Source organism: Acidovorax sp. (genome assembly GCF_021287135.1).
Taxonomy (GTDB): Bacteria; Pseudomonadota; Gammaproteobacteria; order Burkholderiales; family Burkholderiaceae_C; genus Acidovorax.
Genome location: NZ_JAJTBB010000021.1, coordinates 35357 through 48463, shown reverse-complemented (window position 1 = coordinate 48463; position 13107 = coordinate 35357). Strand labels below are relative to the sequence as shown.

At 67.8% G+C, this 13107-nt stretch carries 13 protein-coding genes; 4 read left to right on the top strand and 9 right to left on the bottom strand.

Annotation, left to right across the window (positions count from 1 at the left end; translation table 11 throughout):
* Positions 1–27 precede the first annotated feature (27 nt).
* The 4 genes from LWW96_RS04985 to LWW96_RS04970 all read right to left on the bottom strand — a co-directional run bounded on the left by LWW96_RS04985 (position 28) and on the right by LWW96_RS04970 (position 5112).
* A complete protein-coding gene (locus LWW96_RS04985) occupies positions 28–1065 on the bottom strand; it encodes a bifunctional nicotinamide-nucleotide adenylyltransferase/Nudix hydroxylase (protein ID WP_291484605.1) in 1038 nt (345 codons plus the stop codon).
* 229 nt (positions 1066–1294) lie between these two features.
* Entirely contained in the window at positions 1295–2995 is a 1701-nt protein-coding gene (locus LWW96_RS04980; protein WP_291484976.1) for an NAD+ synthase, read from the bottom strand.
* Positions 2996–3000: 5 nt separating this feature from the next.
* Positions 3001–4197 (bottom strand): nicotinate phosphoribosyltransferase, encoded by a 1197-nt coding sequence (pncB, locus tag LWW96_RS04975; protein WP_291484603.1) that lies wholly within the window; start codon positions 4195–4197, stop codon positions 3001–3003.
* A 45-nt stretch (positions 4198–4242) separates the two neighbouring features.
* Positions 4243–5112 (bottom strand): cysteine hydrolase, encoded by an 870-nt coding sequence (locus LWW96_RS04970; protein ID WP_291484601.1) that lies wholly within the window; start codon positions 5110–5112, stop codon positions 4243–4245.
* A gap of 140 nt (positions 5113–5252) precedes the next feature.
* Between LWW96_RS04970 and LWW96_RS04965 the strand changes: the two genes are divergently transcribed.
* On the top strand, positions 5253–5930 hold the full coding sequence (locus LWW96_RS04965) for an NUDIX hydrolase (RefSeq protein WP_291484600.1): 678 nt from the start codon (positions 5253–5255) through the stop codon (positions 5928–5930).
* Positions 5931–5962: 32 nt separating this feature from the next.
* On the opposite strand, the gene LWW96_RS04960 is transcribed toward LWW96_RS04965, so the two are convergent.
* The 3 genes from LWW96_RS04960 to metK form a co-directional block, all read right to left on the bottom strand.
* Positions 5963–6418: a hemerythrin domain-containing protein gene (locus LWW96_RS04960; RefSeq protein WP_291484598.1), complete on the bottom strand. Its 456-nt coding sequence runs from the start codon at positions 6416–6418 to the stop codon at positions 5963–5965.
* A 48-nt stretch (positions 6419–6466) separates the two neighbouring features.
* Positions 6467–6652: a DUF1328 domain-containing protein gene (locus LWW96_RS04955; protein ID WP_291484596.1), complete on the bottom strand. Its 186-nt coding sequence runs from the start codon at positions 6650–6652 to the stop codon at positions 6467–6469.
* Positions 6653–7480: 828 nt separating this feature from the next.
* Entirely contained in the window at positions 7481–8662 is a 1182-nt protein-coding gene (metK, locus tag LWW96_RS04950) for a methionine adenosyltransferase (protein WP_291484595.1), read from the bottom strand.
* 131 nt (positions 8663–8793) lie between these two features.
* Here metK and LWW96_RS04945 point away from each other — a divergent pair, with 131 nt between their 5' ends.
* Entirely contained in the window at positions 8794–9651 is an 858-nt protein-coding gene (locus tag LWW96_RS04945) for a lysophospholipid acyltransferase family protein (RefSeq protein ID WP_291484594.1), read from the top strand.
* Entirely contained in the window at positions 9648–10517 is an 870-nt protein-coding gene (locus LWW96_RS04940; protein ID WP_291484593.1) for a lipid A biosynthesis acyltransferase, read from the top strand. The genes LWW96_RS04945 and LWW96_RS04940 overlap by 4 nt, the downstream gene beginning before the upstream one ends.
* A 65-nt stretch (positions 10518–10582) precedes the next feature.
* On the opposite strand, the gene LWW96_RS04935 is transcribed toward LWW96_RS04940, so the two are convergent.
* A complete protein-coding gene (locus LWW96_RS04935; RefSeq protein WP_291484592.1) occupies positions 10583–11488 on the bottom strand; it encodes an alpha/beta hydrolase in 906 nt (301 codons plus the stop codon).
* A 48-nt stretch (positions 11489–11536) separates the two neighbouring features.
* Positions 11537–12301: a ribosome biogenesis GTP-binding protein YihA/YsxC gene (gene yihA / locus LWW96_RS04930; RefSeq protein ID WP_291484590.1), complete on the bottom strand. Its 765-nt coding sequence runs from the start codon at positions 12299–12301 to the stop codon at positions 11537–11539.
* An 82-nt stretch (positions 12302–12383) separates the two neighbouring features.
* Here yihA and LWW96_RS04925 point away from each other — a divergent pair, with 82 nt between their 5' ends.
* Positions 12384–13013, top strand: a complete 630-nt coding sequence (locus LWW96_RS04925; RefSeq protein WP_291484588.1) for a c-type cytochrome — start codon at positions 12384–12386, stop codon at positions 13011–13013.
* The last annotated feature ends 94 nt before the right edge of the window (positions 13014–13107 follow it).

Genomic DNA, 13107 nt, shown 5'->3' with positions numbered 1-13107 from the left:
CGGCGGCGGTTCGCCCAACCCAGTCGGCTAGCCCAGTTCGGTCAGGCCCAGAAAGTGGTCCAGCATGTGGAAGTGGTCTTCAAAGAATTCCTCTTCCAGGCCAGCCAGCTGGTCGATGCGCGTCCACTGCACCAGCGCCGCATCGTCGTCCGCCTGCACTAACGGAAGCGGCGCATCGCCCAGGTCGAAGTAGTGCGCGTGGGTGATGGTGCGGCCGCGCTGGCTGCGGTCCGGGTGGTCGAACACGGCCACCGACTGCAGGGCGGCGCGCAGGGTCGCTTCGGGCAGGTTGCAGTGGGTTTCCTCCACCAGCTCGCGCAGGCACGATTGCCACACCGTCTCGCGCTGCTCGATGAAGCCGCCGGGCACGGCCAGCTGGCCTTTGCCGGGGGCATGGGCGCGGCGGATCAGCAGCACCTGGTCTTGGCAGCGCAGCACGGCGTCCACCGTGACGAACACGGGCGGGTAGGGCGCGGCGGCCCAGGACTCACGGTAGCCGCGCAGCATGCGCCACTCTTCCTGCAGCGCGGGGTAGTGCGGGGTTTTCGCAAACTGCTCCAGCATCGCCAGCGTGCTGGCGGGGATCTCCCCGGCCAGCGGCGCCAGCGCCGCGGCCACGGTGGCGGGCGTGGCGCCAAAGTAGGCGTCGCGGATGGTGGTGGCGTCCATGCGGCCCTGGCGGGGCAAGTCGATCAGCGTCCACGCCGGGAAGGCGCGCAGGTAGCTGCTGGTGGCGTCCTTGAAGTGGCCCACCAGCGCGATGCGTGCGCCTGGCGCTGTGCGTTGGGCCACGCCCCGGCGCACCGCCTGCACCCACACGGCCTCGTTGTAGTAGTCGCGCACGGGCAGCACCTGCACGCGGGCGCGGTCGGCCTCCGGCAGGGCGCCCAGCAGCATGGCTTCGCGCTCCTGCCACGTGAACGGGTTCTTGGGCGACCGCGCCTGCCAGGCCGAGCCCACCACGACGATGACCTGGGGCGCCTGGCGCAGGGCTTCCAGCAGCAGGGCGATATGGCCGCTGTGCACAGGTTCAAAGCGGCCGATGAGGAGGGCGGTGTCGTGCATGGGTCTCCAGGATGTTTTTGATGTTTTGGGCCGCTGGGGCTTATCTGTAAAGCGCTGGCAGCTACGATTTTAGTAGTGATGGATTTCGGTGAATGAGGCGTGCCGCATGGTACTGGCGCGGCCCCGCCCGCGGATGCCGCGCAAGGGCCGCCCCGCCGCGCTGGCGTCGTCCCCCTTCCCACGCGCAGCGTGAGAGAAGGGGGAAGCCGCGAAGCGGCTCAGGGGGTTGTCACAAATACTTGGCCGCGATGGGCATCTGCCGCCCGCTGCCAAAGGCCCGCGCCCGCAGGCGCAGGATGGGCGGAGCCTGGCGGCGCTTGTATTCATTGCGCGCCACCATGGCATGGATGCGCTGCACCAGCGCCGCGCCGGCTTCGGTTTCTTGCAGCTGCGCGACCAGGGCCTGGGCCTGGGTGTGCTCGGCGGCGGACAGGCGGTCGCCCTCGATCAGCAGCTTGAGGATCTCGTCCAGCACCGGGTACGGCGGCAGGCTGTCCGTGTCGCGCTGTCCGGGGGCCAGCTCGGCCGAGGGCTCCTTGTCGATGATGGCCTGCGGGATCAGCTCGCGCCCCGCGTGCGCGTTGACGTGGCGGGCCAGCGCGAACACCTCCGTCTTGTACAGATCGCCGATCAGCCCCAGGCCGCCGTTGGTGTCGCCATACAGCGTGCAGTAGCCCACCGAGATTTCGCTCTTGTTGCCCGTGGTGAGCAGCAGGTGGCCGAAGGCGTTGGAGTATTCCATCAGCACGGTGCCGCGGATGCGGGCTTGCAGATTTTCGAGCGGCAACCCTTGCAGCGCGGTACCGAAGCTGGTTTGAAACTGCTGCGCATAGCCCGCCACCAGGTCGGCGATGGGGTGCGTGTGCAGCTGCACGCCCAGGTTCTGGCACAGCACCACCGAGTCATCCACCGAGCCGCTGCTGGAGTAGCGCGAGGGCATGGTCACGCCCACCACGTTCTCGGGGCCCAGCGCCTGCGCGGCCAGCGCCAGCGTGAGTGCGCTGTCGATGCCGCCCGAGCTGCCCACCACCGCCTGCGTGAAGCCGCAGCGCCGCGCGTAGTCCGTGAGGCCCAGCACGATCTGCTGGCGGTAGAACTCCAGCGTGGGCAGGCCCTGCGCGGGCACGGGCGTGGGGCGCTGGCCGTCGGCCGTGAAGAAGCGGCCGCCTTCAAACTGCAGCGTGCGCACGTCCTCCACAAAGCGCGGCGCCTCGAAGACGATGCCCGCCTCGGGCTCGGCCGCGAACGAGGCGCCGTCGTACACCAGCTGGTCGTGCCCGCCCACTTGGTTCACGTACAGGATGGGCAGGCCGTGGCGGCGCGACGAGCCGCCAAACAGGGTGTGCCGCTGCTCGCGCTTGCCCACATGGCTGGGGCTGGCGTTGATGCTGATGACCAGGTCGGGCGCTGCGTCCCGCAGGCGCTCGAACGGGTTGACGATGTAGTCGGCGCCGTGGTCGTTCCAGCCGTCTTCGCACACCAGCAGGCCCACCTGGGCGCTGCCCACGCGCAGCACCTTGGCCACGTCGGGGCCGGGCTCGAAGTGGCGGCGCTCGTCAAAGACGTTGTAGGTGGGCAGCAGCTGCTTGGCATATTGCAGGCGCACGGCGCCGCCCTGCAGCACCAGCAGGCTGTTGTGCAGCTTCTTGCCGGGGCCGCTGGTGGGCGTGGGTGCGCCCACCACCCAATGCAGCTGGGGCAGCTCGGCCGAGGCCCGTTGCAGGGCACTGACGCCGGCCGCGATGCGCTGCTGGAAGGCGGGCTCGTCCAGCAGGTCGGCGGGGTAGTAGCCGCACACGGCCAGCTCGCTGAACACGATGAGCTGCGATTGGTCGCGCGCCGCCTGCTGTGCGGCCTGCACCATGCGGGCCACATTGCCTTCAATGTCGCCGACGGTGAAGTTGAGTTGGGCGAGGGTGATGCGTAGCATGATCGTCACGTCTCCTTGACCTGGAACACTTGGCGCAGGTACGCCAGATAGGTTTCATCGTCGCACAGCGTCTTGCCCGGCGTGTCCGACAGCTTCGCCACCGGCTGCCCGTTGGCACGCACGAGCTTCATCACGATGTTGAGCGGCTGGTGGCTGGGCCCCATGTCGTTGGTGAGGTGCGTGCCAATGCCAAAGCCCAGTTGCGTGCGGTCGCCAAAGTGGCGGTACAGCATGAGGGCGCGCTCCAGGTCCAGCCCGTCGGAGAAGACCAGCCGCTTGGTGTGCGCGTCGATGCGCAGCTTCGCGTAGCGCGCCAGCGCCTTCTCGCCCCAGGCCACGGGGTCGCCCGAGTCGTGCCGCAGGCCGTCGAAGAGCTTGGCGAAGTACAGGTCGAAGTCGGCCAGGAAGGCGTCCATGCCGACGGTGTCGGTCAGCGCAACGCCCAGGTCGCCGCGGTACTCCTGCACCCAGTCTTCCAGCGCGGCCTTCTGAAAATCACGCAGGCGCACCCCCAGTGCCTGGTAGCTTTGCAGGTACTCGTGCGCCATCGTGCCGATGGGCACCAGACCCAGGTCGCGCGCCAGCAGCACGTTGCTGGTGCCCTTGAACCACTGCGGCGCCTCGCGCGCAAAGGTCTGCACCACCTCGCGCTGCCAGGCGCCGCTGTAGCGGCGGCGCAGGCCAAAGTCGAACAGCTCGAAGGGGTGGCGCAGGGTGGCCTGTTGCGCCAAGTCTTGCAGCTGCCGCACCTTGGCGGCCAGACGCTCGCGGCCGTGGGCCAGCGCCTGGGGCGCGTCGATGCGTCGGAAGTACAGCTCGTTGACGATGGCCAGCACGAAGATCTCGAAGCCCATCACATGCACCTGCGGCCCTTGCGCCACGATGTGCAGCTGCTCCCCCTCGGCCCAGGCGCGGATGAAGCTGCGCTGGAACTGGAAGATGCGCAGAAAGTCCACAAAGTCGCTCTTGATGTAGCGCAGCCCGCCCACGTAGGCCAGCTCGTCGGGCGTGAAGCGCAGCGTGCACAGGTGGTCCAGCGCGGCGTTCACCTCGGGCAGCAGTTCGGCCAGCGGATAGGCGGGGGTGTTGCGGCACACAAAGCGGTACTCGCTTTGTGTTTGCGGGTGGCGGTGCAGCAGCGCCTGCCACATCGTGAACTTGTAGAGGTCGGTGTCGAGCAGGCTGGTGATGACGGGGGCCATGTGATGCTCCTTGATGGATAGCTGCTGGCGCTTTCTGGATAAGCGCTAGAGGCTGATTTCATTCATATTGAAGAGCTGTGCGCCGGCTGCACGCATGCCGTCCAGAAACGCCTGGTGCTGCGCCTCGAAGCCGGCCACGGGGCTCATGCCATCGGTCAGCAGCACGATGCGGCGGGGCTGCCAGCCCGTCACCAGCCGAGGCAGGTGCTGCACGAGGTGCTCCGTGGTTGCGCGCACGCAGTGGCTGCTGGCCTCGCCCGCGATCAGCAGCACATCGGCCTGGCCCAGCTGGCCCAGCAGGGCGGTGTGGAGTGCGGTGCGCTCATCTGCCGCATCGGGCACCTCGGCTTGGATCGCGCTGTAGTGTTCCGTCCAGGGATTGGTGCCCTTGAACACGTTGTGCACCGCGCGCTGGCGCTGCAGCTGCCAGGCCCCGCAGGCCGCCAGCACGTCGGCATGCACGCCGTGGCCCCAGCTGCCCACTTCGCAGTGCACGGGCCACACCATCAGCGTGTAGCGGCCCTGGGCTTCCAGCGCGTCCAGGTACTGCAGCGTGCGCGGCAGGCCGGCGCTGTGGCGCGGGGCGAACTCGCCGGCCCGCACCTGAGCGGCGGTGATGGGCGTGAAGGGCGTGAAGGGCGCCACGTCCGCCCCCGCGCCGGTCTGCCAGAAGCCGGGGTGGGCGATGTCAAAACGCTGGTGCGAATCGAGCGTGACGGTGATGGCATCGAGGCGCGCGCCCTGGCGGCGGATGAACTGCGCCAGGCGCTGCAGGTCGGCATGGGCGCCCGGCACAGGCAGGGCGGGGGCGACGCGCTGGCCAGTGAGCACGTCCGTGGGCTGCCAGGCGGCAGGCAGGTCGCAGAAGTCGTTTTGCGGGTCGATCACCAGAAGCTGGAGGTTGCTGCGGTCCATGGTCTTCTCCTTGGTCAGTGCAGCCAGTGTAGTGCTGTTAGTACAGAAAATAAACTAACTAACGTGCAAGCAGGTGTTTCCGCACAGTAGTGCAATCGACTGGGGTTTGGGTTCGTTCATCGCTGTGACAAACTAGGGCCATGAGCCCTTCTGCCGCCGACTCCGCCCTGATCTGCACCGTGGACGTGGTCTTGATGACCCTGCAGCAGAACGCGCTGCACGTGGCCTTGCTGCGCCGCGAGCGCGCGCCGTTTGCCGGGGTGCTGGCCCTGCCGGGCGGCTACATCCATGCGCACGAAGACGCCGACGCCCAGGCCAGCGCCGCGCGCGTGCTGCGCGACAAGGCCGGGCTGCAAAGCCCCTACCTGGAGCAGCTGGCCACCTTCTCGGGCCCCGCCCGGGACCCGCGCGGCTGGTCGCTGGCCGTCGCGTATTGCGCGCTGGTGCCGCCTGAGGTGCTGGCCGGTGCGCCGGCGCTGACCCTCGCGCCTGTGGCGCAGCTGCCGCCGTTGCCGTTTGACCACCGGGCCATGGTCGATGCCGCCGTGGCGCGCGTGCGCAGCAAGAGCCAGTATTCGTCCATGCCCGTGCACTTGTGCGCCGAGCCGTTCACGCTGCCGCAGCTGCAGGCGGTGTACGAAACGGTGCTGGGCGAGCCACTGAACAAGGTGAGCTTTCGCCGCAAGATGGACGAACTGGACTTGCTGGAGCCCGTGCCCGGCGCGCTGCAGACCGGCGGCGCGCACCGGCCGGCGCAGCTGTACCGGGTGCGCGCGGCCTACCGGGGCCGTTTGTCGCTGAGCGCGCGCGGCCTGTAGCGCCGGTGTTCTGCGCCGCCGCTGCCGGGGTGCTACGCAGTGGCCGCCTTGGTTTCCTCGTACACCGCAAGGTAGTCGGCAGCCAGCGCGGTCTTTTGCCGCTCGGTGAGCAGCTTGCCGGCCATCTGGAAGAAGCGGTGCTCTTCTTCGGTGAGGTGGTGTTCCACCTTCTCGGCCAGTTTCTTGGCCAGTGGGAGCCACGCCGGCGTGGCCGGGTCGGCCGCCTCCAGGGATTCCACCAGTTCGTCGATCTGGTGGTGCTCGGAAATCGCGTGGCGTGACAGGTCCACGCCCGCGTCGTGCGCCATCAGCGGAATGTAGAAGTGCCGCTCTTCCGCCAGCTCGTGCGCCGTGAGCTCGGTCTTGAACTGCTCGAACAGCTCCTGCCGCTGCGGAGTGTCTCCGCTCGTTCCGATGAGCTGGCGGTACAGGGTGCGCTGGCGCTCGTGGCTCTCGCGCAGGGCTTCAAAGATGTTCGTTGTGGCCATGGAGACTGTGATCGTGCGTGGAGTGAGGCGGGAACGGCAGCGCGCCGGTCACTTGAGCACCTTGCGCGCGGCGCCCACGCCGACGGCCGCGAGCACGACAAAAACAATCGCAACGATGAGGAAGATGACAAACAGGACCTTGGCAATGCCGGCGGCGCCTGCGGCAACGCCGGTGAAGCCCAGCGCACCGGCAACCAGCGAGATCAGGGCAAAAATGATGGCGTACTTCAGCATGGGGGGCTCCTACGGGAAAGGGGGCAGGCATCGCTGCAACAGGTGTGGGCCAACGATACCGGCGCAGCCGTGCGCGGGGGCGTCAGCGGGGGCTGGGCCTCGGTGTAGGAGAGGGCCGCCGCGCGGAGGGCGCGGGGATAAGAAAAGCCGCAGCGCGGGCGGCGCTGCGGCCGGGGGGGGGCGGCGTGCAGGGGAAGGTTGCCGCCGGGTCCGGGTTGGGCTACGGCCGGAAAGCCGCGCTAGTGCGCGGCGGGCTTACAGCCCGGCTGCCGCACGCAGTGCGGCAGCCTTGTGGTCTGCGTTCACATCGCTGTGCGATATGAACTCCGCCCCAAAGCCCAAGGCTTGCTGCGCAAACACCGGGCTTTACAGCCCGGCCGCTGCACGCAGGGCCGCAGCTTTGTGGTCTACGTTCACATCGCTGCGCGATATGAACTCCGCCCCAAAGCCCAAGGTTGCTGCGCAAACACCGGGCTTTACAGCCCGGCCGCTGCACGCAGCGCTTGGGCTTTGTCCGTCTTCTGGCCTGCGCCCACATCGCTGCGCGATATGAGCTTCGTCCACGTACGGAAAGCCGCGCGTTCCGCGCGGAGGGCTTACAGCCCTGCTGCCGCACGCAGTGCGGCAGCCTTGTCGGTACTTTGGTCTTCGTTCACATCGCTGGCGCGATATGAACTGCGCCCGAAGACCGATACCGCGCTATTCGCGCGGCGGGCTTTAAAGCCCGGCTGCAGCGCGCAGCGCCGCAGCTTTATGGTCTACGTTCACATCGCTGCGCGATATGAACTCCGCCCCAAAGCCCAAGGTTTGCTGCGCAAACGCCGGGCTTTACAGCCCGGCCGCTGCACGCAGCGCTTGGGCTTTGTCCGTCTTCTCCCAGCTGAACTCGGGTTCTTCGCGGCCGAAGTGGCCGTAGGCGGCGGTCTTCTCGTAGATCGGGCGCAGCAGGTCCAGCATCTGGATGATGCCCTTGGGGCGCAGGTCGAAGTGCGCGCGCACCAGTTGGGCGATCTGGTCGTCGGGGATCACGCCCGTGCCTTCGGTGTACACCGTGATGTTCATCGGCTCGGCCACGCCGATGGCATACGCCACCTGGATCTGGCACTGGCGGGCCAGACCGGCGGCCACGATGTTCTTGGCCACGTAGCGGGCCGCGTAGGCGGCGCTGCGGTCCACCTTCGTCGGGTCCTTGCCGCTGAACGCGCCGCCGCCGTGGGGGCAGGCACCGCCGTAGGTATCCACGATGATCTTGCGGCCGGTCAGCCCGCAGTCGCCTTGCGGGCCGCCGATGACGAAGCGGCCGGTGGGGTTGATCAGGTAGCGCGTATCCTGCAGCCACTCCTTGGGCAGCACGGGCTTGATGATCTCTTCGATGACGGCTTCGGTGAACGAGGCCTTCATCTTCGTCTGCGATTCGCTCTGGTCAGGGTGGTGCTGGGTGGAGAGCACCACGGTGTCGATGCTGTGGGGCTTGCCGTCCACGTAGCGCATCGTCACCTGGCTCTTGGCGTCAGGGCGCAGGAAGGGCAGGCGGCCGTCCTTGCGCAGCTGGGCCTGGCGCTCCACGAGGCGGTGCGCGTAGTAGATGGGCGCGGGCATCAGCTCGGGCGTTTCGTCGCAGGCATAGCCGAACATCAGGCCCTGGTCGCCGGCGCCGGTGTTCAGGTGGTCGTCGCTGGCATGGTCCACGCCCTGGGCGATGTCGTTGGACTGCTTGTCGTAGGCCACGAGCACGGCGCAGCCCTTGTAGTCGATGCCGTAGTCGGTGTTGTCGTAGCCGATGCGCTTGATGGTGTCACGCGCCACCTGGATGTAGTCCACGTGGGCGTTGGTGGTGATCTCGCCGGCCAGCACGACCAGGCCGGTGTTGGTCAGCGTTTCGGCGGCGACGCGCGAGCGAGGGTCCTGCTGGAAGATCGCATCGAGAATCGCGTCCGAGATCTGGTCGGCCACCTTGTCGGGGTGGCCTTCGGAGACGGATTCCGAGGTAAAGAGAAAGTCGTTCGCCATTTGAATAAACTCCTGTGTTCCGGCATTTAGGGCGTTGCCCTCACCCCGTAGGAGCTTGGCGAACGCTTTAGCAGATTTGTTTTACGTCGCCCTGCAAGTTGCTCATTTAACTCAGCGACCCGGCCATTTTAATGCCTGTTGTGTTCCGATTCTTTTCCGTATTTCCGCTGTGGTTGCTGCACATCATGGGCGCGGCCATGGGCTGGGTGGCGTTTGCCGCCTCACCCACGTACCGGCGCCGCTTCCTGGCCAATGCGGCGCTGGCCGGCTATTCGTTTGCCCAGGTGCGCGGGGCCGTGGCCCACGCGGGCCGCATGGTGGCGGAGCTGCCGCGCCTGTGGCTGGGCGCGCCGCTGCCCTGCAGCCTGGTGAACGAAGCCTGCGTGCACGCGGCCTATGCGGCGGGGCGCGGCATCGTCTTCCTCACGCCGCACCAGGGGTGCTTCGAGCTGTCGGCCCAGGTGGCGGCACGGCACTGGAGCGCCGAGCGCGGCCCCATCACCGTGCTGTACCGCCCCGCCCGCCAACCCTGGCTGGCCAAGGTGATGGAGACGGCCCGCAACCGCCCCGGCATGCTGGCCGTGCCCACCACGCTGTCGGGCGTGCGCCAGATGATCAAGGCGCTGCGCCGCGGCGAGGCCGTGGGCCTGCTGCCCGATCAGGTGCCGCCCGGGGGGCAGGGCCTGTGGGCCCCTTTTTTTGGCCGCGATGCCTACACCATGACGCTGGCGGCCCGCCTGGCGCAGCAGACCGGCGCGGCCGTGGTGCTGGCGCGCTGCGAGCGCCTGTCCTGGGGGCGCGGCTACGTCACCCACTTTGAAACCTTGCCCGCACCGCTGTCCGACCAGATGGACCAGGCGGTGCTGCAGATCAACCAAGCCATGGAACACCTCATTCGCCAGTGCCCCGAGCAGTACCTGTGGGGCTACGCCCGCTACAAGCAGCCGCGCGCCGAAGCCGCGGCGCCGGCCGCGGGGGCAGCCGCATGACGGGCCGCCTGGGCGTGTGGTTCATGGGCGTGCTGGCGCGGCTGCCGCTGCCGGTGCTGCGCGGCATGGGCTGGCTGCTGGGGCAGGTGGCCTATGCGCTGGTGGTGCGGCGGCGCAAGGTGGCGCTGCGCAACCTGGCGCTGTGCTTTCCCGATTGGACCGAGGAGCGCCGCCGCGCGGTGGCGCGCGCGAACTTTGTGGCCTTCTGCCAGACCTGGCTGGACCGCAGTTGGCTCTGGTCCGCGCCGCGCGCCGTGGTGGAGCAGCGCGTGCGCCTCACCGGCGCCATCCACGAGCTGGACGGCGACACGCCCACCATCCTGTTCGCGCCGCATTTCTATGGCATGGACGCGGGCGGCCTGGCGCTGCCGCTGCATTCCACGCGCGCCTTCACCTCCATCTTCGCCACGCACCCGGACCCGGCCGTGGACGCCTGGTTCATGGCCGGGCGCCAGCGCTTTGGCGATGTGCGCATGCTCAACCGCTCGGACGGCGTCAAACCCATCATCGCCAACCTGCGCAAGGGCGGCCTGCTGTACCTGCTGCCCGACATGGACTACGGCCGCAACGATTCGCTGTTCGTGCCGTTCTATGGCGTCACGGCCGCCACCATCCCGTCGCTGTCGCGCTTTGCTCGGCTGGGGCGGGCCAAGGTGGTGGGCGTGTATTCGCGCATGACGCCCACGGGCTACGTGGCCGAGGTGTCGCCCGCCTGGCCGGACTTTCCCACGGACGACGTCGAGGCCGACACGGTGCGCATGAACCGCGAGCTGCAAGCCGTGATCGACACGATGCCCGAGCAGTACTACTGGGTGCACAAGCGCTTCAAGACGCGGCCTGAGGGCGAGCCAGGCGTGTACTCCTGAACGTCTTTCAGAGATTTTTAAGTCAAATCGGCCTCTAGCGCTTGATGGATAAGCGCTGGCAGCTATTATTTGGATAGCAAAAAGCGCCGCAACTCCATCGCCACGCGCTCCGGGTGCTCATGCACCACCCAGTGCGACGCCTGCTCCACCTTCTGCACCTGCAGCTGCGCAATCCAGCCCGGCAGTCCGTCCAGCAGGCCGGGCAGCAGGGCGGGGTCGTCCATGGCCCACAGCACCAGCGTGGGCACGGTCACCGTCAGCATGGATTCGGGCAGCGTGAGGGCCTGGGCGCCCGGGTCCCCGTCCCGCGGCGGGCGGATGGGGCTGGCGCGGTAGTAGTTGCATGCGCCCGTCAGCCCCTGCTGCCACATCGCACGGTACTGCGCGCGCACGGGCTCGGTGAGCCAGGCCGGCGGCTGGCCCTGGGGGTTGTCGAAGAATGCGAACAGGCGCCGAAAGCCGTCTTCGGCCAGCAGCGCCTCGGCGTCCGGGCGGCACAGGAAGTGCATGTACTGGCTCGCGGCCTGCTGCGCCGCGCTCTGCGACAGCTCGCGCACGAAGGCGCCGGGGTGCGGCGAGTTGATGATGGCCAGCCGCTTCATCCGCTGCGGCTGCTGGTTGGCCAGGTTCCAGGCCACGGCGCCGCCCCAGTCGTGGGCCACCAGGCATTCCAGCACGCCGCCGGGCGTCTCGGCCGCAATCAGCGCGGCCAGGTCTTGCACCAGGTGCTTGGCGCGATAGGCCTCCACTTCCGCCGGGCTGCTGGAGGCGCCAAAGCCCCGCAGGTAGGGCGCAATGCAGCGGTAGCCGCCGTTCTCCGGCCGCGAAAAATGCAGCAGCAGTTCGTCCCAGATGAAGGCGCCTTCGGGAAAACCGTGCAGAAACAGCAGGGTGGGGCGGCCTGCCACGCCGCTGGCGCGGCAGCGCAGGGTGATGCCGTGGGGCAGGGCGACGTCGCGGGTCTGGATCATGGCGCTATGCTATGAATTTAATAGCTATTAGCGCTTGATACATAAGCGCTAGAGGCTGTTTTGGTCTGAAATTTCCGGAGCGCCGGCCTGCGGGCCGGCTTCCGGACCGTCCGGCGCCTCGGCCTGTGCCTGGGGCGCGGGGCGCTCCGGGTGGGCCCACTGCCACAGCAACTGCGCCACGTCGTCCACGCCCTGCTTCTTGAGGGCCGAGAACATCTTCACCTCGCCGCCGCCGGCCTGCAGTCGCGTAATGGACAGCACCTTGGCCTGCTCGGAGCGCGTGAGCTTGTCGGCCTTGGTCAGCAGCACCAGGAACTTCAGGCCTTCCTCCACGCGCGGGCGCACCACCTCCAGCAGGGCTTCGTCCAGCTCGGTCAGGCCCAGGCGCGGGTCGCACAGCAGCACGATGCCGGAGAGGCTGGTGCGGCTGATCAGATAGTTCACCATCACCTGCTGCCAGCGCTGCTTGTCGGTGCGCGAGACCGCCGCATAGCCGTAGCCCGGCAGGTCGGCCAGCACGGCGTCCGTCACGCCCTGCTTGCCCAGGGCGAACAGGTTGATGTGCTGCGTGCGGCCTGGCTTTTTGGATGCGAAGGCCAGCTGCTTTTGCTGCGTGAGCGTGTTGATGCAGGTGGACTTGCCCGCGTTGGAGCGGCCCACGAAGGCAATCTCGGGCACGTCGATGGGCGGCAGGTGGTGCAGCTGCGCGGCGGTGGTAAGGAACCGGGCCGTGTGCATCCACCCCATGGCGGTCTTGGCGTCAGGTGCGGGCGGAAGCGGGCCAGCAACTGGCGTGGGGGAAGATATCGTCATGGGAGGGGAACAGGTTCCTAGGATGCAAAGGTGCGTCATTGTAGAATCGCGGGGTTTGCGCACATAAACCCACACCCTCGATATGAAGTTGCTCGCCTCTTTGTTGACGGCTGCCGCGCTGGCAGCACCTGTTTTCTCGGCTGTTGCAGCGGGTGACGCACCCCCGGCGGCCAAGCCGGATCTCGTCAAGGGCGAGGCCAGCTTTACCGCCGTCTGCGCGGCATGCCACGCGGCGGACGGCAATTCGACCATCACGGTCAATCCCAAGCTGGCGCAGCAACACCCCGAATACCTCGTCAAGCAGCTGCAGGAGTTCAAGTCCGGCAAGCGCAACAACGCCGTCATGAAGGGCTTCGCCTCCATGCTGTCTGACGAGGACATGAAGAACATTGCGTACTGGGTCGCCTCCAAGCCCGCCAAGACCGGCTTCGCGAAGGACAAGGATCTGGTCACCATGGGCGAGCGCATCTACCGCGGCGGCGTGCCGGACCGCAACATCGCCGCCTGCGCTGGCTGTCACAGCCCGAATGGCGCAGGCATCCCCGCACAGTACCCCCGCCTGTCGGGCCAGCACGCCGACTACACCGTGGCGCAGCTCAACACCTTCCGTGACGGCACGCGCGCCAACAGCGTCCAGATGACGCAAGTGGCGGCCAAGCTCAACGACAAGGAAATCAAGGCGGTGGCCGACTACATTGCCGGCCTGCGCTGAGGGCTGTCACGGCCTGATTTGATTTCCGTCAAGTTTGTGGCCCGCGCCGCGGGTCTTCACGGAACCGACCGCCAATAAAAAACCCAAAATGGGC